This window comes from Pararhizobium sp. P1_E7 (assembly GCF_056405855.1).
The window spans coordinates 194494-215047 of sequence record NZ_JBFUBH010000002.1 but is presented as its reverse complement, the minus strand read 5'-3'; the positions used below and the strand labels follow the sequence as shown (position 1 = coordinate 215047).

General features: G+C 60.4%; 23 protein-coding genes. 12 read left to right on the top strand and 11 right to left on the bottom strand.

Annotated features, from left to right (window positions below):
- Positions 1-402: 402 nt before the first annotated feature.
- Positions 403-1161 (top strand): gamma-glutamyl-gamma-aminobutyrate hydrolase family protein, encoded by a 759-nt coding sequence (locus tag AC1D17_RS03505; RefSeq protein ID WP_477564040.1) that lies wholly within the window; start codon positions 403-405, stop codon positions 1159-1161.
- 4 nt (positions 1162-1165) lie between these two features.
- Here the strand turns inward: AC1D17_RS03505 and AC1D17_RS03500 are convergent, their stop codons facing one another.
- The 3 genes from AC1D17_RS03500 to AC1D17_RS03490 all read right to left on the bottom strand — a co-directional run bounded on the left by AC1D17_RS03500 (position 1166) and on the right by AC1D17_RS03490 (position 3798).
- Positions 1166-2137 carry a 2-hydroxyacid dehydrogenase gene (locus AC1D17_RS03500; RefSeq protein WP_477564039.1) on the bottom strand — a complete coding sequence of 324 codons (972 nt, stop codon included), beginning with the start codon at positions 2135-2137 and terminating at the stop codon, positions 1166-1168.
- A 27-nt stretch (positions 2138-2164) separates the two neighbouring features.
- On the bottom strand, positions 2165-3193 hold the full coding sequence (locus AC1D17_RS03495) for a LacI family DNA-binding transcriptional regulator (RefSeq protein ID WP_477564038.1): 1029 nt from the start codon (positions 3191-3193) through the stop codon (positions 2165-2167).
- A gap of 104 nt (positions 3194-3297) precedes the next feature.
- Positions 3298-3798, bottom strand: coding sequence for a MarR family winged helix-turn-helix transcriptional regulator (locus tag AC1D17_RS03490; RefSeq protein ID WP_477564037.1), 501 nt, complete (start codon positions 3796-3798; stop codon positions 3298-3300).
- 94 nt (positions 3799-3892) lie between these two features.
- On the opposite strand from AC1D17_RS03490, the gene AC1D17_RS03485 reads away from it, so the two are divergent.
- The 3 genes from AC1D17_RS03485 (at position 3893) to AC1D17_RS03475 (ending at position 6939) form a co-directional block, all read left to right on the top strand.
- Positions 3893-4684 carry a creatininase family protein gene (locus AC1D17_RS03485; RefSeq protein ID WP_477564036.1) on the top strand — a complete coding sequence of 264 codons (792 nt, stop codon included), beginning with the start codon at positions 3893-3895 and terminating at the stop codon, positions 4682-4684.
- A 144-nt stretch (positions 4685-4828) separates the two neighbouring features.
- Positions 4829-5950 (top strand): CobW family GTP-binding protein, encoded by a 1122-nt coding sequence (locus AC1D17_RS03480; protein WP_477564035.1) that lies wholly within the window; start codon positions 4829-4831, stop codon positions 5948-5950.
- Positions 5950-6939 carry a WD40 repeat domain-containing protein gene (locus AC1D17_RS03475; protein ID WP_477564034.1) on the top strand — a complete coding sequence of 330 codons (990 nt, stop codon included), beginning with the start codon at positions 5950-5952 and terminating at the stop codon, positions 6937-6939. Before AC1D17_RS03480 ends, AC1D17_RS03475 begins: the two co-directional genes overlap by 1 nt.
- A 143-nt stretch (positions 6940-7082) precedes the next feature.
- Here AC1D17_RS03475 and AC1D17_RS03470 read toward each other — a convergent pair whose 3' ends face one another.
- On the bottom strand, positions 7083-7526 hold the full coding sequence (locus AC1D17_RS03470; RefSeq protein ID WP_477564033.1) for a glyoxalase superfamily protein: 444 nt from the start codon (positions 7524-7526) through the stop codon (positions 7083-7085).
- Between the two features lie 296 nt (positions 7527-7822).
- Positions 7823-8128 carry a hypothetical protein gene (locus AC1D17_RS03465; RefSeq protein WP_477564032.1) on the bottom strand — a complete coding sequence of 102 codons (306 nt, stop codon included), beginning with the start codon at positions 8126-8128 and terminating at the stop codon, positions 7823-7825.
- Between the two features lie 264 nt (positions 8129-8392).
- On the opposite strand from AC1D17_RS03465, the gene AC1D17_RS03460 reads away from it, so the two are divergent.
- The gene (locus AC1D17_RS03460; protein WP_477564031.1) at positions 8393-9559 is read left to right on the top strand and encodes a hypothetical protein; all 1167 of its coding nucleotides are present in this window, start codon (positions 8393-8395) and stop codon (positions 9557-9559) included.
- A 119-nt stretch (positions 9560-9678) separates the two neighbouring features.
- Here AC1D17_RS03460 and AC1D17_RS03455 read toward each other — a convergent pair whose 3' ends face one another.
- A complete protein-coding gene (locus AC1D17_RS03455) occupies positions 9679-10269 on the bottom strand; it encodes a GNAT family N-acetyltransferase (protein WP_477564030.1) in 591 nt (196 codons plus the stop codon).
- A 94-nt stretch (positions 10270-10363) separates the two neighbouring features.
- Entirely contained in the window at positions 10364-11497 is a 1134-nt protein-coding gene (odc2, locus tag AC1D17_RS03450) for an ornithine/lysine decarboxylase (RefSeq protein ID WP_477564029.1), read from the bottom strand.
- A gap of 709 nt (positions 11498-12206) precedes the next feature.
- Here odc2 and AC1D17_RS03445 point away from each other — a divergent pair.
- The 3 genes from AC1D17_RS03445 to AC1D17_RS03435 all read left to right on the top strand — a co-directional run bounded on the left by AC1D17_RS03445 (position 12207) and on the right by AC1D17_RS03435 (position 14866).
- Entirely contained in the window at positions 12207-13106 is a 900-nt protein-coding gene (locus tag AC1D17_RS03445; RefSeq protein ID WP_477564028.1) for a LysR family transcriptional regulator, read from the top strand.
- 99 nt (positions 13107-13205) lie between these two features.
- The gene (locus AC1D17_RS03440) at positions 13206-13847 is read left to right on the top strand and encodes a DUF1007 family protein (RefSeq protein ID WP_477564027.1); all 642 of its coding nucleotides are present in this window, start codon (positions 13206-13208) and stop codon (positions 13845-13847) included.
- A complete protein-coding gene (locus tag AC1D17_RS03435; RefSeq protein WP_477564026.1) occupies positions 13841-14866 on the top strand; it encodes a nickel/cobalt transporter in 1026 nt (341 codons plus the stop codon). The genes AC1D17_RS03440 and AC1D17_RS03435 overlap by 7 nt, the downstream gene beginning before the upstream one ends.
- Positions 14867-15064: 198 nt before the next feature.
- Here the strand turns inward: AC1D17_RS03435 and AC1D17_RS03430 are convergent, their stop codons facing one another.
- The 4 genes from AC1D17_RS03430 to AC1D17_RS03415 all read right to left on the bottom strand — a co-directional run bounded on the left by AC1D17_RS03430 (position 15065) and on the right by AC1D17_RS03415 (position 17738).
- Positions 15065-15280, bottom strand: coding sequence for a hypothetical protein (locus AC1D17_RS03430; protein WP_477564025.1), 216 nt, complete (start codon positions 15278-15280; stop codon positions 15065-15067).
- The gene (locus AC1D17_RS03425) at positions 15277-15969 is read right to left on the bottom strand and encodes a GNAT family N-acetyltransferase (protein WP_477564024.1); all 693 of its coding nucleotides are present in this window, start codon (positions 15967-15969) and stop codon (positions 15277-15279) included. The genes AC1D17_RS03430 and AC1D17_RS03425 overlap by 4 nt, the downstream gene beginning before the upstream one ends.
- A 137-nt stretch (positions 15970-16106) precedes the next feature.
- Positions 16107-16886 carry a tellurite resistance TerB family protein gene (locus AC1D17_RS03420; protein ID WP_477564023.1) on the bottom strand — a complete coding sequence of 260 codons (780 nt, stop codon included), beginning with the start codon at positions 16884-16886 and terminating at the stop codon, positions 16107-16109.
- Between the two features lie 213 nt (positions 16887-17099).
- Positions 17100-17738, bottom strand: coding sequence for a 2-dehydro-3-deoxy-phosphogluconate aldolase (locus tag AC1D17_RS03415; protein WP_477564022.1), 639 nt, complete (start codon positions 17736-17738; stop codon positions 17100-17102).
- 224 nt (positions 17739-17962) lie between these two features.
- Here AC1D17_RS03415 and AC1D17_RS03410 point away from each other — a divergent pair, with 224 nt between their 5' ends.
- From AC1D17_RS03410 to AC1D17_RS03395, 4 genes are all read left to right on the top strand, one after another.
- Complete coding sequence (locus AC1D17_RS03410) at positions 17963-18460, top strand: CYTH domain-containing protein (protein ID WP_477564021.1); 498 nt, start codon at positions 17963-17965, stop codon at positions 18458-18460.
- Positions 18435-19358 (top strand): CHAD domain-containing protein, encoded by a 924-nt coding sequence (locus AC1D17_RS03405; RefSeq protein WP_477564020.1) that lies wholly within the window; start codon positions 18435-18437, stop codon positions 19356-19358. Before AC1D17_RS03410 ends, AC1D17_RS03405 begins: the two co-directional genes overlap by 26 nt.
- Positions 19359-19388: 30 nt before the next feature.
- Positions 19389-20081, top strand: a complete 693-nt coding sequence (locus AC1D17_RS03400; protein ID WP_477564019.1) for a helix-turn-helix transcriptional regulator — start codon at positions 19389-19391, stop codon at positions 20079-20081.
- Positions 20082-20147: 66 nt separating this feature from the next.
- Complete coding sequence (locus tag AC1D17_RS03395) at positions 20148-20516, top strand: VOC family protein (protein ID WP_477564018.1); 369 nt, start codon at positions 20148-20150, stop codon at positions 20514-20516.
- The last annotated feature ends 38 nt before the right edge of the window (positions 20517-20554 follow it).

Genomic DNA, 20554 nt, shown 5'->3' with positions numbered 1-20554 from the left:
AAGTGTTATTCCCGAGGGTTTAACGAAAGATTTCGCGCGCTTACCGGGAAAAATCTTTCCATATATCAGGCATTGCAGTCTAGATGCTGCCCTATCGAAATATTTCAACCCAGTATTGCAGCCGCTCGTAAAGAATATCGCTTTTCTGCAACTTTGCATGGATTCGGCCGCGAAGCGGTTCTGTGGCGCCTTGCGACCGTCGATTTCTGCAGCCGGCGGCCGATTATTTATCGGCCCGAATGGTTACTCCAGCTCTAAGGGATATAGCCAAATCTTACTGGTCTGACCAACGGCGCCGGCGGTCAGCGATTTTCGTCAACGGAGTTGACTTTATAGTACGGCTGACGGCAATGGCTTGACAGGACAAATACGACTCGCCAGCCGCACAGGTGGAGACCCGCAATGCCTAAACCCGTTGTTGCCATACCCGCCGACTTCAGGACGTTCGACGGCAATGTCTGGCATGCCACGCCGCATCAATATGTTCGTGCCGCCGTCGAAGGCGCCGGCGTGATGACATTCCTCGTTCCGGCACTGGAGACCGGCAATGAGGCCGATGAAATCCTCGACCGGGTGGACGGCGTTCTCGTCAGCGGATCGCGCACCAATGTGCATCCTTCACTCTATGGCAAAGACGCAACCGACAATGACGGCCCCTTCGATCCCGGCCGTGATGCGACGAGCCTGCCGCTGATCCGGCGCGCGCTTGAGCGCGGCGTGCCGCTTCTCGCCATCTGCCGCGGCATCCAGGAACTGAACGTTGCGCTGGGCGGCACGCTGGCAAGCGAAATTCATGACATGCCCGGCATGTGGGATCACCGCAAGCCGGACGTACCGGAACTCGACGTCGCCTATGGCATCCGCCAGAGTATCATCGTCAAGGAAGGAAGTTGCCTTGCCTCCGTCCTCGGCGCTGGCGAAGTGCAGGTGAATTCGCTGCACCGGCAGGCAATCTCGAAGGCCGCGCCGCATCTCGCCGTCGAAGCCGTCGCCGAAGACGGCACGATCGAAGCCGTATCCGTCATCGACGCAAAAGCCTTTGCCGTCGGCGTGCAATGGCATCCGGAATACTGGGTGGGCAAGGACGGTCCGTCCTCGACATTGTTCCAGGCCTTCGGCGATGCGGTACGCGCCTATGCGGCGACCAAGTCGAAAGCCTGACGGTTTAAGCCGTCTTGCGCCTGAACGGCGTCTCGACGACCGGCGTCAATGCCGCACCCGTTTCAAACCACGCAACGAGATTGTCCACGACCAGATCGGCCATGGCATTGCGCGTTGCCTGCGAGGCTGAGCCGACATGCGGCAGCAGCGAGACGTTCGGCAGCGCTAAAAGAGCGTCGGGGACATAGGGCTCGTTCTCGAAGACATCGAGACCAGCGGCTGCGATCACGCCGCGCTGCAGGGCATCGGCAAGGGCTGCCTCGTCAACAGTTGTTCCGCGTCCGACATTGATCAGCACACCCTGCGGCCCCAAGGCCTCCAGAATCTCTGCATTGATCGTCCTGCGGGTGCTCTCTGTGCCGGGCACGATCACGATGATCGTATCGACGGCCTCAGCCATCCCCTTGAGTGCCGGATAATGGGTGTAGTTTAGCCCCTCGCGCGGCGTGCGGGTATGGTAGGCGATGGAAACACCAAAGGCTTCGAGCCGCTTGGCGATGGCCAGCCCGATGCGGCCAAGACCATAAAGCCCAACGGTGCGGCCGCGCAGCGTCAGCGGCGACAGCGCGAAAGCGCCGTCCTTGGTCCAGCGCCCCTGCCGCAACCATTGTTCGGCTGCCGGAAAGCGACGCAAGGTGTTGAGCAAAAGTCCGATCGCTGTATCGGCCACCTCTTCCGTCAGCACATCCGGCGTGTTGGTCACGACAACACCGCGACTTGCCGCATGTCCCGCATCGACGCCATCATAGCCGACGCCAAAATTGGCTATGATTTCGAGGTTGGAAAAGGCGTCGATGAATTCTGCCGGAATCTTGCCCTGAACAGCGATACCGGAAACACCGGATGCAAGGCCGGCCGTCACCAGAGCAGGATCGGCAGCAGTGACAAAAACGGGCTCGAAATAATCCGGCAAACGGTCGAGCACGCGCTGGCTCATCTTTCCGGGCACAAGAATACGAGGGCGGCCGTGCGGCATGGTTCGCTCCTTCAGGATTGGACCCGATTACTCGGCAGAATTGGACCGAAGCGGGCCGGTCGACTGGCGAATCCGCATTTCCGGCTTGATCAGATGGATACCATCCGGCTCGTGGCTGCCGTTCAGCTTGTCGAGCAGCGCGCGTGCGGCACTGCGGCCGACATCGGACTGACCGTTCCAGACGGTGGTCAGCGCCGGCGTCGAGATCGACGCTTCCTCAAGATCATCGTAACCGGTGACCGACACATCGCGGCCGGGAACGAGGCCTGCACGGGCAATGCCGTTCATCATGCCGATGGCGACGAGATCGTTCCAGCAGACCACGGCCGTCGGCTTCTGCGGCAGCGACAGCAGGTGGACAGCCGCCTCGAACCCGCCCTGCATAGAACGGGGCCCTGGAATACGCAGGTCCGGATCGACGTCGATATTGGCCTTGCGCAGGGCGTTGACGTAACCCTGATAGCGGTCGCGGCCGGTCGAGGTCTGGTCCGTGCCGCCGACCATAGCGATAACGCGATGGCCAAGGCTGATCAGGTGATTGGTGGCAAGCGAGATGCCATAGGCATCGTCGCCCCGGAAGATCGGCACGTCGAGGCCTTCGATCGAGCGGGCAATCAGAATGGCCGGCATGCCATTGTCTTCCGCCAGCTGGATATCTTCCGGCGGCGTGCCGATTGCCGGCGACATGATGACACCGTCACCGCCCAGTTGCAGCAGCGTCTCGATGAAGGCGCGCTGCTTTTCGACGGAATCATAGTGATTGGAAAGAATGAAGGTCTGCCGGTCGCGGTCGAGTTCGGCCTCGATGGCTTTCAGGATTTCGCCGTAGAACGGGTTCATGATGTCGTGCACGACGACGCCGATGATGCCGGAGCGGGAGGTACGAAGGCTGGCGGCGCGGCGATTGTAGATATAGCCGAGCGCCCGGGCCTGATCCTTGATCTTGTCGCGGGTCATGGCGGCGACCAGCGGACTGTCGCGCAATGCCAGTGAAACGGTAGCCGTGGACACACCAAGCGTTTCCGCAATGGTGGAGAGCTTGATCTTCTGCGCCACGTTTCCCCCTCAGATGCCTCGGCTGAATACCGCTATTTTAAATCCTCTTTAAACTGTTTAAATCGCCGCCGCAATCGCCAAATCATGAGCCGGCTTCGCGGAATCTACTCGGCGGCGGCCGTGCTCTGGAGATTGCCGTCGATGGCGCGCAACAGCTTCATCAGCGTCTTGATCTGCTTTTCGGTGAGGCCTTTCGTGGCCATGTCTTCCGAGGTCTTGCCGGCTTCGGCGATAGTCTGCAGGCGATCCCGGCCAATGGTGGTCAGATAGACCTTGGTCAGGCGCGCATCCTCGTCGTCAGCCCGCCTTTCCAGAAAGCCCTGCGCTTCCATCCGGCCGATGGTGCGGGTCATGGTCGGTGCCTTGACGCCGAGCTTCATCGCCAGAACACCGGCGGTCAGCCCGTCCGTATCGGCGAGCGCCAGCATGACGCCATCCTGGCCGGCGTACAATCCGCTTTCGAGCAGATTGCGTGACAGCACCGTGCGCATCGAGCGCGCCGCCTGCACCAGCACCGATGCGAGGTCCTGCGCGTGGACCGCGACGTCATGGTGCTTCTTCTTGCCGCCCTTGGCTTTTTTTTCGGCCTTGCTCTTCTTTCCCATCGGTCCTCCACCAAATTTCTTGCACGGCCATCCGCCACCTGTATGACTCGAATAACGGCCATACCGCAAGTACAACCGAAAGGTTCTCAGGAGCATGACACTCCCCGCACCGCGCTGGAAAGACAATGTTTCCAATCTTCCGCCCGCATCAAGGGCAGATTGGATCGCCGTGCTGCCGCTCGGCGCCCATGAACAGCACGGGCCGCATTTGCCATTTGAAACCGATGCGCTGATTGCCGAGGGTCTCGTCGAACGGATCATTGCCCGTCTGCCCGCTGGATTGCCTGTCACTTTTCTCGGCACGGAGCCTGTCGGCTATTCGATCGAACATCTCGATGTCGAAGGCACGCGTTCGCTGGGATACGATGAGGCGGTGCGGCGCTGGCTCGGCATCGCGCAGGACCTGAACGGCAAGGGTATCGGCAAATTCGTCATGCTGAACGCCCACGGGGGGAATTCGCCGCTGATGACCATCGTCGCGACGGAAGCCCGGGTACGGTTCAACATGCTGGCGGTGGCGACGAGCTGGACGCGATTCGGCCAACCGGATGGCTGGATGGCACCGGGCGACAAGGCGATCGATATTCATGGCGGCGATATCGAGACATCGGCGATGCTGGCGATGTATCCGGACAGGGTGGATATGTCGAAGGCGGCGCGCTTCGGCTCCCGCCAGACCGATTTCGCCCATCGTTTCCAGCATCTGCGCGCCTACGGTCCGCACGCCTTCGGCTGGAAGATGTCGGACCTCAATGAGCAGGGCGTCGCCGGTGACGCATCGGCCGCAACGGCGAAGCGAGGCGAAAAACTGATCGCCCACGCCGTCTCCGGAATCATCGAGTTGCTGGAGGACGTCGCAGCCTTCGATCTGACCGCCATGCGTTAGCAAGCGCGATTGGGAGGCCCAAACGCTTCGATCCGGATAAAACAGCGTGAAGATTGCCAGGCTGGCATTTGCGCTGGCGCTTCCCATCTCCTATATCAACGATAACCCCGTGCCTGACGGCATCCCGATTTTTCCGAGGTTCCCATGACCGAAGCAACCACAGCTGCTGCCAAGCCTATTCCCGTCACCGTGCTCACCGGTTATCTCGGCGCCGGCAAGACGACGCTCTTGAACCGCATCCTGACGGAAGCCCATGGCAAGAAATACGCCGTCATCGTCAACGAATTCGGCGAGATCGGCATCGACAATGACCTGATCGTCGAATCCGACGAAGAAATCTACGAAATGAACAATGGCTGTGTCTGCTGCACGGTGCGTGGCGACCTGATCCGGGTTGTCGAAGGCCTCATGCGCCGCCCCGGCCGCTTCGATGCCATCATCGTCGAAACCACCGGCCTTGCCGATCCGGTGCCGGTCGCCCAGACCTTCTTCATGGACGACGACGTGCGCGCCAAGACCGAGCTCGATGCCGTCGTGGCGCTGGTTGATGCCAAGCACCTGCCGCTGCGCCTGAAGGACAGCCGAGAGGCTGAAGACCAGATCGCCTTTGCCGATGTGGTGCTCCTCAACAAGACCGATCTCGTCACGCCGGAAGAGCTGGCAAAGATCGAAGCAACCGTGCGCGCCATCAACCCGTCGGCCCGCATCCACCGCACCGAGCGCTCCAATATCGCCCTGACCAAGGTGCTCGATCAGGGCGCATTCAATCTGGAACGGGCGCTGGAAAACGAGCCGCATTTCCTCGACCAGGATCATCACGACCACGATCATGCCTGCGGCCCGGATTGCGACCACGATCACCATGATCACGACCATCATCACCACGATCATGATCATCACGGCCATGACCACCATCATCACGATCACGGCCCCTCGCCGATCCACGACGTGACGGTTCAGTCGGTTTCGCTGCGCGGCGGCGAGATGAATCCGGATCGTTTCTTCCCGTGGATCCAGAAGATCACCCAGACGGAAGGCCCAAACATCCTGCGTCTCAAGGGCATCATCGCCTTCAAGGACGACGCTGAGCGTTATGTCGTCCAGGGCGTGCACATGATCATCGAAGGCGATCATCAGCGGGCCTGGAAGGACGGCGAAAAGCATGAGAGCCGTCTCGTCTTCATCGGCCGTGAACTGGACCGTGAAAAGCTGGAACGCACGTTCAAGGCCTGCGAGGCTGTTCCCGCCGAGGCCGCAGCTCACTGATGCCGACAGTTGCTCCTCTCGACCTTCAAGGTCACGTCGCCGGCGTGGCCTTTCTCGGCGACATTCCGTTCTTTGCCGAATCCTCCGGCCTCATCCATAGCCTCGATCACGGCCATAAAACCGTCGAAGCGCATCAGGGCCTGCTCTCCTCCATTCGCGACGAGGCGACGGATACGCTTTTGACCGGCGGCGAGGATGGCAAGGTGCTGCGCATCAAGGCGGATGGCACGACAAGCGAAATCGCCAATGTTCCGCGCAAGTGGATTTCGCAGGTCGCCGCCGGGCCGCAAGGGTCGGTTGCCTATGCCTATGGCAAGACGGCGCATGTGCGGCTCGCCGATGGGACCGTCAAGGATTTCACCGAGGAACGCACCGTCGAAGGCATCGCCTTTGCACCCAAGGGCCTGCGCATTGCCGTTGCCCGCTATAACGGCGTCTCGCTGCATTGGGTGGCGATGGCAAGCCAGCCGGTCGAACTGGAATGGAAGGGCGCCCATACCGGCGTGACCTTCTCGCCGGACGGCCGTTTCGTCGTCACCTCAATGCAGGAAAACGCGCTGCACGGCTGGAAGCTCGATACCAAGCCCGGCGCCGAAACACGCCATATGCGCATGACCGGCTATCCGGCCAAGGTCAAGTCCGTCTCCTGGTCCGCCAAGGGCAAATGGCTCGCCTCCTCCGGCGCACCGGCCGCCATCGTCTGGCCGTTCCAGGCCAAGGATGGCCCGATGGGCAAGGCGCCGCTCGAACTCGGCACCCGCGCCAACATCATGGTGACGCAGGTCTGCTGTCATCCCGTCGAAGAGATCGCAGCCATCGGCTATGCCGACGGCATGATCCTGGTGGTGCGCTTCACCGACAGCAAGGAAGTGCTGCTGCGCCGCCCAGGCAAGGGCGCAATCACCGCCATGGCCTGGAACAAGAACGGAAGGCAGCTTGCCTTTGGTTCGGAAGCAGGCGATTGCGGCGTGGTCGATATCGCCGGCTGATCATGGGCATTTGAACGCCAGTGGCAGGCTTGACGGCCAGCGCCTGCCACGCGATCGGCGTATCGTTCAAAAACGATGCGCTGGCACGGGCCGCAAGGGTAAGGTGACACTGGCGTTTCGCCCGGCAGTCTGATCTGCCGTCGCTACCACATCAACTCCACCTGCGGCCGGCCGTTCGAGGTTTTCTCGACCGTTCGGCCGGTCTCATCGATCGTGCACTGGACGCGCTTTCTAAAGGCCGAGAAGCTCTCGAAGGTGACGACATCCACGGGTTCGTCGAAATCCAGCATCAGCCGGTAGCGGCCGGTCTGGGCGGTAACGGCTTGCACACCTAGGATGGTCGCCTCGAACGGCTGGCCGAGATAATGGCCCCTCACCCTTGAACCGAGCATCCAGGGATTAAGCGGCGGCCGGTTACCGACCACGGCATGCAGCGTATTCCAGTCCCGGAATCCGTATTGTACAGCCAGCAGTTCCAGCGATTTCGAATGTGTGATGTCCTGACCGTCTCCAGCAAGGCCGGCACGCAGCCGCTTTGCCTGGTCTTTGAGGGCATCCAGTGAGGGAAGCGGGATCGATCCGCGCATCTTCAGGTCTCCAACATGGAGCGTGCAGTCATTCGGAGGGAGCCCGCCTTGCCACCGTTCGCACGCCACAATGATGGACGACCGAAGAGGAACGAGAGACTTCACCAAAAGCACGGAGCTCGCGGACGGCCGGGGCTCTCACCCGTTGGCGAGCATTTATTTCATCGCGAAGGTCCTGTCAAATATTGGCTCTAACGCAGGACGGCGAATGACATCCTCCTGATGTCATTCGCCGTTGGGCCGCTTTGGAAGCAACCGCAGGGAGAGAGGGCTGCGCCCTCCCTGCGCGTCAAGCCTTAGCGGCGCTTCTTGCCACCACCGGACAGGATTCCGAGACCGAGATCCAGGTCGGCGTCATTTCCCGACAGGATGCCGCTGAGAATGTTGACGCTGTTGCCGTTGAGCGCGTTGTTGAGAACGTTGTTGCCGGACAGAACGTCGCCGACGCCGACAGCCGGCGCGATGACGATCCCGCCATTGGCGATACCGTTGTTTTTGCCATTGAAAAGATTGAGCGACAGGCCACCTGCCGACGCCGGCGAAACCGTGGCGGCAACAGCTGCGAGAGAGGCGAATGCGATGAATGCGGACTTAAAGTTCATGGTATTACCTCCGTTGTTGGTGCATCCCTTGTGCACAACCAGGAGGATATGCCTAGAATCGAAACACTCAAGCGACGATGGTTTTTATAATAAATTGTTAACCATAATAAATACAACTTTAGGATTCATTACCAAGTCCTGAATTCCCCCGGAAATACTTCCTGAAAGACGCCCGCCCCGCCCCGCGACAAAGCAGTCATAGGAGTTATTTAACCATATAACTACAGACTACGCTTAAGTAACCTTGCGTTGAGGAAATCGCGGATGCGCGCCTTGTTGATCACCGTGATGTCCTTGGCAATCCTGCCGGTGGCAAGGGTGGCGCATGGTGAGACAACCGTCGAATATTGGACGAGGCAGGGATACTCGAGCAACCTTTTGGAAAGTCCGGACCCGCTTTCCGGGCCATTTTGGGAAGGCTCGCTCAAATTGAGGGGTACGATCGGCGAGGACGACGCCAAGCTCAGCTACGCAATCTATCAGGAAGAACTGCGAACGGGCGCCTACCGGTTCGGCGATACACACGAAACAGGTTTCAACCTTGGATACGCGCAGAAACTGGGGAAGGATACAATTGTCGAGCTTGAGGCGTCCTACATTCGCAACAGCTCTGGCGACGTCTTTCTGCAACTTCCAGGAAACATCATCGGATACCGGGCCGTGGATCGCGCGCTTCAAGCCGGCGGAAAAATTACAACCACGGCGTTTGGAAGCAAAACGGTTTTCACAGCGAAGATAAGCCAGTTGCTCAAAGGCGACGCGCACTTCACGACCGACCTCATCAGGCCCGTCAAGCTGGATCCGGACGTCGGGCTTTTGACGCTCGGCCTCAGCCGTTACATCGCAGCCAAAGGCGGGGAACTCTGCCTCTGCCTCGAGTATAGTCACTCGATAATCGACAAGGACGAGCAGGCCGTCTACGCGCGCTTCCCGGCCTCGACCTTGCGCGGCTCGCTCGCCTACGGCCGGGAATTCGCAGGCAGCCTGTCGCTGATCGCGGAAGCCGGCATCATCGTGCTGTCAAGCGACGACCTCAGTCATGGAGGACGGCAAAGCCGTCCCTATCTGCGCGGTGAAGCCAAATGGAAGGCCCCGGCTGAGCTCGAATTCACCGCCGCCTACAAACATGACGTCACGATCGGCGATATCGACGATGCGCTGGCGGAGATCGTCGACAGCTACAAGATTTCGGTATCCCGCCAGCTCAATCCATGGGCAAAGGTCACGCTCGCCTACGATCGGACCGAGAGCGAATATGTCTATTATGCCTACGACCGGACGACGAAGAACGTCTCGGCCAAGCTGACGCTCGGCGAAGAAAAGAAGCCAAAATTCGAACTCGGCTATGCCTATGTCAGACAGACAGAAGCGGACCCTGCCAACAACTACAAGGGCAGCGAGGTCACAGCCCGCGTCAGCGGGTCGTTCTGAAGCCTGTCGCTCAAAAGCGTGATGCGGTTTTGCGAAAACGACATGCGTAAAATTGGAAACTTAAAGCTCGGCGCCCAAAGCAAGAGATGCCACACCCCGAAAGCATGGCATCTGCATTGTCAGGCGGCGCGGCGCAGCCGTGGCGTGGCAAGCTTGCGGCCGCTGGCGACCAGCATGCCGGCCGCACCTTCCAGCCAGCCGTCCTTCAGCTCCAGGCCCAAGAAACGGCTGCGCTCGAACGGGCCAGGCATGACGAGATGCTGGGCCTTGACGGCGAAGAAGCCGAAGCGCTCGTAATAGGGCGCATCGCCGACAAGCAGGATAGCGCCGTGACCGCGGGTCTTTGCCTCGCCGACAGCTGCCCGCATCAGCGCACCGCCGATACCCTTGCCCTCGTGGGCGGCATCGACCGCCAGCGGGCCAAGCAGCAAGGCGTCAACGGGGACACCGTCGCGGCTGACGCCGGCTTCGACGTTCCACAGACGCACGGTACCGATCACATGGCCATCCGGATCGCGGGCAACCAGCGCCAGGCCTTCGGCCGGAACGCGGCCACGGCGCAGTGTCTCGGACGACTTGCGGCGGCGGTTCGGCCCCATGGCCTGATCAAGCAGATTTTCGCGTGCGACGACGTCGCCCGGATTTTCCGTGTCGATGGTGAAGGCATTCTGCGCAAAGAAGGCGCGAACAGAATCAAGAACAGCGGCCATGCTGGCCTCCCGTACCCAAAACCGTGATAAGCGGCGGTTATGACAAATTGTGAATGTGCTGCTCCGGTTCGACCCGGAGCAGGCTTGACGCCAATCAGATGACGTAGGACTTCAGCGGGTCGAAACCGTTGAAGGCGACGGCCGAATAGGTCGTGGTGTAGGCACCCGTGCCCTCGATCAGAACTTCGTCGCCGATCGAAAGCGTGATCGGCAGCGGATACATGGTCTTCTCGTACATCACGTCAGCCGAATCGCAGGTCGGGCCGGCCAGCACGCAAGGCTCCATTTCGTCGGCATCGTGGATGGTGCGGATCGGGTAACGGATCGCTTCGTCCATGGTTTCGGCGAGGCCGCCGAACTTGCCGATGTCGAGGAACACCCAACGGTGGTTGTCGTTGTCCGACTTCTTCGAGATCAGGACGACTTCCGCCTTGATCACGCCGGCATTGCCAACCATGCCACGGCCCGGCTCGATGATCGTTTCGGGGATGTTGTTGCCGAAGTGCTTGCGCAGCGAAGAAAAGATCGCCTTGCCATAGGCTTCCGCCGACGGCACGTCGCGCAGGTACTTGGTCGGAAAACCGCCGCCCATGTTGACCATCTTGAGCTCGATGCCCTGCTTGGCCAGCTGCACGAAGACGCGCTTGGCATCGGCGAGCGCCGAATCCCAGGCATCGACCTTGGTCATCTGCGAACCGACATGGAACGAGACGCCGTGCGAGGCAAGACCCAGCTGATGGGCATAGACGAGAACGTCGACAGCCATCTGCGGGACGCAGCCGAACTTGCGCGACAGCGGCCATTCGGCGCCTTCGCCATCTGTCAGAACGCGGCAGAACACGCGGGCGCCGGGCGCAGCGCGGGAGATCTTTTCGACTTCCTCGTGGCTGTCGACAGCAAACAGCGAGACGCCGAGCGCATGCGCCTTGGCAACGTCGCGTTCCTTCTTGATGGTGTTGCCGAAGGAAATGCGCGAAGCGGTCGCACCGGCGTCAAGCGCCATTTCGATTTCTGCGACGGACGCGCAATCGAAGTTGGAGCCCATCGAAGCGAGCAGGCGCAGGATTTCCGGCGACGGATTTGCCTTGACGGCATAGTAGATCGAGCTGTCCGGCAGAGCGTGGCGGAAAGCCTTGAAATTGTCACGCACGACATCGAGGTCAACCACAAGGCATGGGCCTTCGGGACGTCGGGTGTTCAGGAAGTCGATGATACGTGCAGTCGTCATGGTTCTATCCCCAATCAGGTATGCTCCACGAAGACGTGGAGGACAAAGGACATACGCGAACATGCCCCGGAACCAGCCGGTGGAGACCCCGGATCCAGACATGCGCACGATGCGCGAATGATGGAACAACGCCCCGCCAAGAGCTTTGATCCGCTTTGTCTGCCATTGATTGGAAGGATGACCCTACCGCACTTCCGGCAATGAAGGTGTGCCTCTTCAGTAACCCCCGCTGATGGAAAGCAGGGAGAGAACAAAAAGGCCCGCACCGTCGTTGCTTCAGATGTCCTCGCATTTTCCGGTTGGCCGGAGTAGCGACTGGAGGGGTTAATTCCAGGTACCTTACCGAGTTCCTCACCAAATTCGAGGGTCGGCGGACACCCATGGGCACGTGCGACTTTGGGCTGAAGCGGAGATAAGAAAAAACCTTGTCGTAATCAAGACTTTTTTCGAATTGGCTGCCGATTTTTTATGCGCAACGAAAGCCGTTAAGATGTTCACATTTCCTGAACAATCTGCGCGAACCCATAGCTGAACCCAAAGTCTTGTTTTAAGATCACTTTTGGAAAGCTGCACAGGCCGTTGGGGAAACGCCAAACGTTAACATGCGCGGCAGTCCTTCGACTTTCCGCAATGCCGGTCTATCGTTGCATCGGCGAGAAAAGCGAATCACAAACGGGCGGCAGCCCGAACAGGCAGGAACAGCAGCCCGATGGATACACTGACCCGCATTCGCGCCTTCATCGATGTCGTCGATGCCGAGGGATTTTCCGCAGCCGCCCGGCGCATCGGCCGCTCGAAGGCGCTCCTGTCCAAGTATGTGCGCGAGCTAGAAGACGAACTCGGCGCGCTGCTGCTCAACCGCACCACCCGGCAGTTTTCGCTGACCGAAGCCGGGCATACCTATTACCGGACAGCATCGGAAATCCTGAAGGAGATCGACAACCTCGCCGATCTCGTCCGCGCCAGCAATTCCGATCTCAAGGGCCGCCTGCGCATTTCCGCACCCCGCACCTTCGTGGATGCGGATATCGGCCAGTCGTTGATCGATTTCGGCAAGGCGCATCCGGAACTGTCGCTCGAAATCGTCTCCGACGACCGTTTCGTCGATCTGGTCGAGGAAGGCTTCGACGTGGCGATCCGCATCACCAAGCTGGAGGATTCGACGCTGATCGCCCGCAAGCTCGATGATTTTCAGGTCAAGATCTGTGCATCGCCCGAGTTTCTCGAAAAGAGCGGCCCCATCACACATCCGTCCGAACTCTCCCGGCACGCCTGCATCATCGATACCAACGGCCGTTCCTACAGCAACTGGCGATTTGTCGAACCCGACGGCACCGGGTTCAGCGTTCCCGTCGGCGGGCCGATCGAAGTCAACAGCCCGCTGGCTGCCGTGCGTGCGGCGGAATCCGGCATCGGCATCTCCGGCGTTCCCGAATTCATCGCCCGTCCAAAGATCGCCGCCGGCACGCTGGTTTCCATTCTGGAAGACTATCTCCCGAAGGATCGCGGCATCTATGCGATCTACCCGCATCGCCGCTATCTGCCGGCGAAAGTGCGCACCCTGGTCGATTTCCTGCACAACTGGTTTCGCAAGCACACGGGAAATTGACGCGGCTGTTGCAGGGCAAAAGTCCCAATTCCGTCCCATTTAACATCCATTGCATGGATGCCGGTACTGCGCCGGAACAGCCAAAGGAATCATGACAGAATGAACCGATCGTCCCTGATCCTGACGGCAGCGGCCGTGCTTGCGCCCTGCGCGGCGCTTGCCCATCCGCACATTTTCGCCGAGGCCCGGCTTGAGATCGTTGCTGATGCCACCAACCAGATCACCGAGCTGCGCAATGTCTGGCGCTTCGACGAGCTGTTTTCTGCCAGTGTGGTGATGGATTTCGACAAGAATTCCAATGCTCAGCTTGATCCCGACGAACTGCAGGAGGTCGGCCAGACGGTTCTCGATTCCCTGCAGGAGTACAATTACTACACGACGATCACCGACAACGGCAAAACCATCAAGGTCAGCAAGCCGGATGCCATCACCGCCGACTACAAGGACGGGCAGCTGCTTTTGATGTTTGCCGTCAAGCCCGCCGAGCCGATGCCGCTCAAGGGGAATATGTCATTCGGGGTTTATGATCCCACCATGTACACGGCGATGGATTTTCCGACGGACGGCGATCTTGTGGCGGTCGGCGATCAGCTGAATGCCTGCGAGCACAAGGTGGTTCGTCCCGACCCGGATGAAGTGCTTGCCCAGAACCAGGCAAGCCTCACCGACGCCTTCTTCAACGACCCGACGGGAACCGACATGTCGAAGATGTTTGCCACACGAATCGAGTTCAAATGCTGAGGGCGCGCCGTCCCGCGCCCCTGCTGGGTCTGGCGCTGATCCTGACAGTCGCCGGTATCACCATGGCCCACGCACAATCGCCGCTCGGCATCGGCACCGCTGAGCCTGCCTTCAACACGACGGGCATCTTCGGCGGCTTCTTCGCCTGGGTGAACATGGAACAGCAGCGTTTCTACCATACGCTGACGGAATCAATCAAAGCCATGCGGGAAAACCCCTGGCACCTCTGGTCGCTGATCGGCCTGTCCTTTGCCTATGGCGTCTTCCACGCCGCCGGCCCGGGCCACGGCAAGGCTGTCATTTCCTCCTACATGATCGCCAACGAGACCGAACTGAAGCGCGGCGTGCTTTTGTCGTTCCTGTCATCGATGATGCAGGGAGGCGTTGCCATTCTTCTCGTGGGTGCTGCCTATCTCGTGCTGCGCGGATCATCGATCTCGATGACGCAGGCGACGCATTTCCTCGAAGTGGTGAGCTACGCGCTGATTGCAGCCTTCGGCGGCTGGTTGCTGTTTCGCAAATTGCGGGGCATGCGGGAACGCCGTCTGGCTCCGGCCATGGCACATGATCACGAACACGATCACGGGCATCACCACGGCCACGAACATCATTCCCATGACCACGGCCATGGCCCCGGCGAGGTCTGCGATACCTGCGGTCACGCCCATGCGCCCGATCCGTCGATGCTGAAAGGCGACCGCTTTGCGCTGCGCGAAGCCTGGTCGGCGATCATTGCGGTCGGCCTGCGGCCCTGCTCCGGCGCCCTGATCGTGCTCAGCTTCGCACTTTTGAACGGGCTTTACCTGGGAGGCGTGCTTTCGGTTTTTGCCATGTCGATCGGCACGGCGATCACCGTCTCTGCGCTGGCGACGCTGGCCGTCACCGCCAAGGACCTGGCCATGCGTTACGCATCCAGCGGCTCATCGGCCATGCGCATCAGCAATGGCATCGAAATATCCGGCGCCTTGCTGGTGCTGGTGCTGGGGATCGTCCTGCTCGGGGCGTCGCTGCAGGGCTAAAGCAATTCCAGCAAAAGTGCGCAGCGGTTGTGCGTCCGGAATTGCGCAAAAGAGCGTTTTCGCGATTCGAAGAAATGCGGAAATGCTCTACAGCGCCGCGCGTCATTCATGACGCGTAAAGGTCGCTGCAGCACTTTAAATTTGCTGCATAATTTTTCCTTAAATCGATTCCGACTTGAGGAATTATGCAGCAGCCGGTCAGAGCCCGCGCCGGCGCTGGTAGCGGGCCCGCAGCCAGAAGATCAGGAAGAAGGCGAGCACGAAGACCGCGCCGAAGGCAGCCGCCAGCCAGGGCGAGAACGTGCCGAGCCAGAGCATGATCTTCGGCAGGAAGAAGAACCCTGCCCCGACCACAAGCAGGATGACTGCTGCGGCAATCGTCGGCGAGCGGTCCTTTTTTTCCGGGGTCGTCATGCCGTCTCCTTTTGCGCCAGTCCGGCGCGGATATCTTCAAGCTTGCGCTTCTGCGTGCCGTCTGCGGCAAAATTCTCCGGCGACAGCCAGGCTTCGAAAGAAGCGTTGAGCAAAGGCCATTCGCCGTCGATGATCGAAAACCAGGCCGTATCGCGATTGGCGCGCTTCGACAGCATATGCTGGCGGAAGACGCCTTCGAAGCTGAAACCGAGGCGGTTCGCCGTCTTCTTGCTCGCCTCGTTGCGGTTGTCGCACTTCCATTCGTAACGCCGGTAGCCGAGATCCTCGAAGGCGTGCTTGGCCATCAGATAGTGCACTTCGGTCGACAGCGGAGAGCGGGCCATCGCGAAGGAATGGGCGACACCGCCGACCTCGACCACGCCATTGGCCGGATCCGGCCGCATATAGTTGGCCATGCCGACGACGTCACCACTGGCCTTGTCGCAGAACACCTCGGTGATCCAGCCGGATTTCTGCACCGCGGTCAGCCAGGCATCGAAATCTTCGATCCCACGAAAATTATCCTGGGCGAAATATTGAAGGCGCGTATTGATCTCCAGACCGCCAAAGGCCTGCCACAGCGCTTCCAGATGTGCTGCCCGATCATAGGGCACGATCCGGACGTAGCGGCCTTCGAGAGCCACTGGCTTTGGAGCCGGGCAGCCAGTCCAATTGGTCAAATCACGCATCTGCAAACTCCAGGAGAGATCCTACCATCAGCCTTGCGACCGGCGCGGGCGCTGCCCGGACCGGTCATGACAAGGGCGTTGATGCTGGCATAGGACAGCTCAGGCATCCGCACAAATGCAAAGTGATGATGGATCGATCACCAAGGCGACTTGATTGGCGGTTGACCGGTTTGCGGCACTGACGTCTGTGGCGGATTTGCCTGAGCCTCGACAACCGGCGTCTTGGCCGCCGAAACGGTCGCTTCGATATGATCGATCAGCGCATCGGCAAGGCCGAGGCGTCCGGCGAGCTGGTCGAGATAACCCCGCTCTGCCCGGCTGTCGGCATCGATGGCCAGGCGCGAGGCGGTGTAAAGCTCGACGCGTTCCTCCTCGGTCACGGCCGCCGCGACGATCGCATCGAGATCGACGGGCTTGCTCAGTTCTTCGTGCAGGAACTGTTCGGCTTCGGAATCGAGGCCGGAGACCTTAACCTTGTCCATGATGCGGGCGCGCTCGACATCGTCGATATGGCCATCGGCGCGGGCAGCGGCGATCATGGCGCGGACAAGAACGAGAACGAAATCGTTGCGGATGGCGGCGGGTTCAGTGCTGAAACCGGAATCGGACGGCGGCGGCAAAAGCTCCGGCTGGGCCTGCGCCTCCGGCTGTGCGGCGGGCTCCTTGCCGGCCTGATAGTTCTTGTAGGCCTGATAGCCAAGGCCGGCGATAGCAGCGAGGCCGCCGAGCTTCAGGGCCGAGCCCGCGACCTGACGGCCGGTCCCCGTGCCGAGCAGCACCGCCGCGATGGCGCCGGCCGCAAGCGGATTATCCTTGGCAAGCTGCGTCGCCTGTCCGGCGCGCTCGCGCACCGTGCCGCCGGCACCGGGGATCTGCGAACCTAAAAACTGATCCAGCAATTTCTTCGCGTCAAACATTCGGTCACACTCCCTGGCCGGTTAAAGTCGGATTGAGACATAGGAATGCAACGAGAGGAATACAATTGAAAACGGGAGTCAAAATAGGTGCAATCACGGGATGCGCGACAGATCGCATTCCACCCCGCCTTTACGCAGGGTGGAATGAAGGCCGCATATTGTCCCGGGGCCGTTGCCCATGGAGAAGGCCGCCCCCGGATGCGAAAGGGGCGATCAGCCCCGCAGCGCGAAAGCTTCCGCAGCCAGTTTGGTGATGCCAGCCCAATCGCCCTTGGCGACCAGTTCCTTCGGTGCGACCCAGGAGCCGCCGACGCAGACGACGTTTGGCAGCGACAGATAATCCTTCGCATTCGACAGCGAAATACCGCCGGTCGGGCAGAACAAGGTGCCGGCAAGCGGCGAAGACAACGACTTCAGGTAGGCAGCGCCGCCCGCCTGTTCGGCCGGGAAAAACTTCATCACCTTATAGCCTTCTTCGCGCAGGCCCATGACTTCGCTGGCGGTGGCGGCACCCGGCAGAAGCGGAATGTCGGAATCATTGGCAGCGTCGATCAGTTCCTGCGTCGTGCCGGGGCTGACGATGAATTGCGATCCTGCCTCGACAGCCGCCTCGTATTGCGCGGCATTGAGGATGGTTCCGGCGCCAGCGACAGCGCCTTCGACTTCGTTGGCAACGGCGCGGATCGCTTCGAGAGCGGCCGTCGTGCGCAGCGTGATTTCGATCGCCTTCAAACCACCGGCGACGAGGGCACGCGCCAAAGGCACGGCGGTGGCGACGTCATCGATGATCAGCACCGGAACAACCGGCTGCAATTTCAGGACGGAAAGAAGTCTATCGGTTTTCTCGCTCATGCCGGACAGCCTTTTAAAACGATTGAAGTGAGGTTCGAATACTCTTCCCGTCGGCTTTTGTCGATACCGAACGGGACCGCCCGCCCCTATTCGGACACGGTGACGCATGCTTGACAAGAGGGGCTGGGTTAGCGCGATGCAAATGCCGCAACAGCCTGAACTTGTCCCGGCGTCACAATCCTGTAGTCTGGGCGCGAGTGAGGGCAGAAACGGCAGACTTATCAATGGCCAAGGAAATTGAACGCAAGTTTCTGGTGGCGTCCGACGGCTGGCGCAAGACCGCAGATGGCGGCACGCGCTTTCTGCAGGCTTACATCGTCACCATGGACGACCGTTCCGTGCGCGTGCGCCTGATGGACGAGACGCGCGCGAATTTGACGATCAAGATCGGCGCCGGCTCGATGACGCGGGACGAATTCGAATACGAGATCCCGATTGCCGACGCCAAGGAGATGATGTCGAAAGCCGTTGGCCTGATCATCGAAAAGACCCGCTACGAGTTGGAGCATTGCGGCTTTGTCTGGGAGGTCGATGTCTATGCTGGCGCGCATGAAGGCCTTGTCGTTGCCGAAGTCGAACTGGACGCCGAAGGCGACACGCCGGACCTCCCCTCCTGGCTAGGGACTGAGGTGACCGGCGACCCGCATTACTCGAACCAGTATCTCTCAACCAGCCCGTTGGAATCGAAGGCAGATCATGAGCTATCATATTCGCCCTTCTGACCATTTCACGACGGAATTCAAAGCGGTCGGAACCGAGCAGTTGACGCTCGCCATCGCCGCGCTGACGGATCGTCCGCAGGGGCTGGCGGAGGCGATCCACGATGCCCGAAAGAACTTCAAAAGACTTCGCTCCCTCTATCGCCTCGCCGCCGCCGACATACCGGACTTCCAGCGCTCGGAGAATGCCCGCATCCGCAACATGGCAAGAACGCTCTCAACCTCCCGCGATGCAACCGCCCTCGTCGAGGTCTGCCAGTATCTCGTGGAACATGCCGGCAACAGCGACGAGCGTGCGGCACTGAAACGGATCGGCAAGGTGTTGAACGCCCGGCGCGACGAACCTGCCGATGGCGGGAAGCGGCTGGAAGAGACCGTGGCGGCGGCAATCACCACCTGTCGCGGGGCACTGGACGCGCTTTCACGCATCACGTTTCAGGATGGCGGCAAAAAGGGCGCCAAACGCATTGCCAAAGGTTGGCGCAAGACGCTGGAAAGTGCCGCCGCAGCGCGGGAGGCCTGCGCGGACACCACCGATGCGCATGTGTTCCATGAGTTGCGCAAACGCAGCCAGGACTACCGTTTCGATCTTGATCTGTTGCAACGTCTCTGGCCCTCGGCGATGCGGGCAAAGCGGATCGAGGTTACGAAGGCCGTCGATCTGCTCGGCCATCACAACGATCTCGCGTTGCTCGCTTCGCTTGTCGATGAGCAGCCGCACCTTTTCGGAAAGAGCGAGGACGTTGCATATCTCCTGGCGGCCGTGATCACCCGGCAAGAATATCTGCGGGAAGCTGCGTTGAAGGTTGCCGATTCCGTTTTCCCCGACGATCCGAAAGAGGAAAGCCGCATGATCAGCCTTCTATGGCAAGATGCGGCTGACACACGCTACCCGCATTGATACTGCCATTCCATGACAGTATGGTGAGGCATGTCCCGCTCTACCCGGCTTCTCGACCTTATTCAGCTTCTGCGCACGTACCGACGGCCGGTGAGCGGCAGCGCGCTGGCGCAACGCATGGGCATCAGCATCCGCACACTGTACCGCGACATCGCCACGCTGCAGGCGCAAGGCGCCGACATTCAGGGCGCGCCCGGCTTCGGCTATGTGTTGAAGCCCGGTTTCCTGATGCCGCCGATGATGCTCAGCGAAGAGGAGATTGAAGCGCTGGTGCTCGGCGCGCGCTGGGTGGCGGCGCGGACCGACGACGAACTGAAGGATGCGGCGCGCAATGCGCTGGCAAAGATCGCCGCGGTGCTGCCCGCCGATCTGCGCCACGAACTGGAGACGAATTCGCTGCTGGTCTCCTCTGCCCGAAAACCCAATGTCGGAACGACGGATCTGGCCGCGGTCAGAGAAGCCATACGGCAGGGATTGAAGCTCGATATCGATTATGGCGACGTCAACGGCCGAACCACCAGCCGGCGTATCTGGCCTTTCGCACTCGGCTATTTCGAGGAAACCCGGGTGCTGGCCGCATGGTGCGAAATGCGCGAGGATTTTCGTCATTTCCGCGCCGAACGAATAACCTCCATGACGGTAACCGACATCCGTATCCCGCGCAGGCGCCAGCACCTTCTGGCGGACTGGCGGCGGCGGCACAACCTCATACAGGACATGTGATCATACTGCCATAAACTGGCAGCATGCCGGTCTAAAACGGTCTCCGCAACCACGAAGGAGACCATCATGACCGCCGACTACATCCTGCTTGCCGTCGATAGCCCGGCAGAAAGCGCCAATTTCTATCAGACAGTTCTCGGCGCGACGCCGCTTGAACTCTCGCCGACCTTCGCGTTGTTCAAGATGAACGAAAGCACCAAGCTTGGCCTCTGGTCCAGAAAGACCATGGAGCCGAAAGTCACTGGCACTGCCGGCGGCAGCGAGCTGGCGATTTCGGTTGCGGGACGCGAAGGCGTCGATGCGCTGCACGCCGAATGGAGCCGGAAGGGCGTGACCATCCTGCAGGAACCTGTGGCCATGGATTTCGGCTATACGTTTACCGGAGCAGACCCGGACGGCCACCGCCTGCGCGTCTTCACGCCCGAAGGCATCTGATCCGCTTTGGCGCGGCCCGGCAGAAGCGACCGGGCCGC

What these genes read in the sequence shown, in the direction of transcription:
- AC1D17_RS03480 (WP_477564035.1), top strand. Translation starts at nt 4,829, where the DNA reads ATGACCGAAGCAACCACAGCTGCTGCCAAGCCTATTCCCGTCACCGTG.
- AC1D17_RS03470 (WP_477564033.1), bottom strand. Translation starts at nt 7,526, where the DNA reads ATGCGCGGATCGATCCCGCTTCCCTCACTGGATGCCCTCAAAGACCAG.
- AC1D17_RS03455 (WP_477564030.1), bottom strand. Translation starts at nt 10,269, where the DNA reads ATGGCCGCTGTTCTTGATTCTGTTCGCGCCTTCTTTGCGCAGAATGCC.
- AC1D17_RS03415 (WP_477564022.1), bottom strand. Translation starts at nt 17,738, where the DNA reads ATGAGCGAGAAAACCGATAGACTTCTTTCCGTCCTGAAATTGCAGCCG.
- AC1D17_RS03420 (WP_477564023.1), bottom strand. Translation starts at nt 16,886, where the DNA reads ATGTTTGACGCGAAGAAATTGCTGGATCAGTTTTTAGGTTCGCAGATC.
- AC1D17_RS03475 (WP_477564034.1), top strand. Translation starts at nt 5,950, where the DNA reads ATGCCGACAGTTGCTCCTCTCGACCTTCAAGGTCACGTCGCCGGCGTG.
- odc2 (WP_477564029.1), bottom strand. Translation starts at nt 11,497, where the DNA reads ATGACGACTGCACGTATCATCGACTTCCTGAACACCCGACGTCCCGAA.
- AC1D17_RS03400 (WP_477564019.1), top strand. Translation starts at nt 19,389, where the DNA reads ATGTCCCGCTCTACCCGGCTTCTCGACCTTATTCAGCTTCTGCGCACG.
- AC1D17_RS03460 (WP_477564031.1), top strand. Translation starts at nt 8,393, where the DNA reads ATGCGCGCCTTGTTGATCACCGTGATGTCCTTGGCAATCCTGCCGGTG.
- AC1D17_RS03440 (WP_477564027.1), top strand. Translation starts at nt 13,206, where the DNA reads ATGAACCGATCGTCCCTGATCCTGACGGCAGCGGCCGTGCTTGCGCCC.
- AC1D17_RS03425 (WP_477564024.1), bottom strand. Translation starts at nt 15,969, where the DNA reads ATGCGTGATTTGACCAATTGGACTGGCTGCCCGGCTCCAAAGCCAGTG.
- AC1D17_RS03445 (WP_477564028.1), top strand. Translation starts at nt 12,207, where the DNA reads ATGGATACACTGACCCGCATTCGCGCCTTCATCGATGTCGTCGATGCC.
- AC1D17_RS03430 (WP_477564025.1), bottom strand. Translation starts at nt 15,280, where the DNA reads ATGACGACCCCGGAAAAAAAGGACCGCTCGCCGACGATTGCCGCAGCA.
- AC1D17_RS03395 (WP_477564018.1), top strand. Translation starts at nt 20,148, where the DNA reads ATGACCGCCGACTACATCCTGCTTGCCGTCGATAGCCCGGCAGAAAGC.
- AC1D17_RS03485 (WP_477564036.1), top strand. Translation starts at nt 3,893, where the DNA reads ATGACACTCCCCGCACCGCGCTGGAAAGACAATGTTTCCAATCTTCCG.
- AC1D17_RS03500 (WP_477564039.1), bottom strand. Translation starts at nt 2,137, where the DNA reads ATGCCGCACGGCCGCCCTCGTATTCTTGTGCCCGGAAAGATGAGCCAG.
- AC1D17_RS03405 (WP_477564020.1), top strand. Translation starts at nt 18,435, where the DNA reads ATGAGCTATCATATTCGCCCTTCTGACCATTTCACGACGGAATTCAAA.
- AC1D17_RS03490 (WP_477564037.1), bottom strand. Translation starts at nt 3,798, where the DNA reads ATGGGAAAGAAGAGCAAGGCCGAAAAAAAAGCCAAGGGCGGCAAGAAG.
- AC1D17_RS03410 (WP_477564021.1), top strand. Translation starts at nt 17,963, where the DNA reads ATGGCCAAGGAAATTGAACGCAAGTTTCTGGTGGCGTCCGACGGCTGG.
- AC1D17_RS03505 (WP_477564040.1), top strand. Translation starts at nt 403, where the DNA reads ATGCCTAAACCCGTTGTTGCCATACCCGCCGACTTCAGGACGTTCGAC.
- AC1D17_RS03435 (WP_477564026.1), top strand. Translation starts at nt 13,841, where the DNA reads ATGCTGAGGGCGCGCCGTCCCGCGCCCCTGCTGGGTCTGGCGCTGATC.
- AC1D17_RS03465 (WP_477564032.1), bottom strand. Translation starts at nt 8,128, where the DNA reads ATGAACTTTAAGTCCGCATTCATCGCATTCGCCTCTCTCGCAGCTGTT.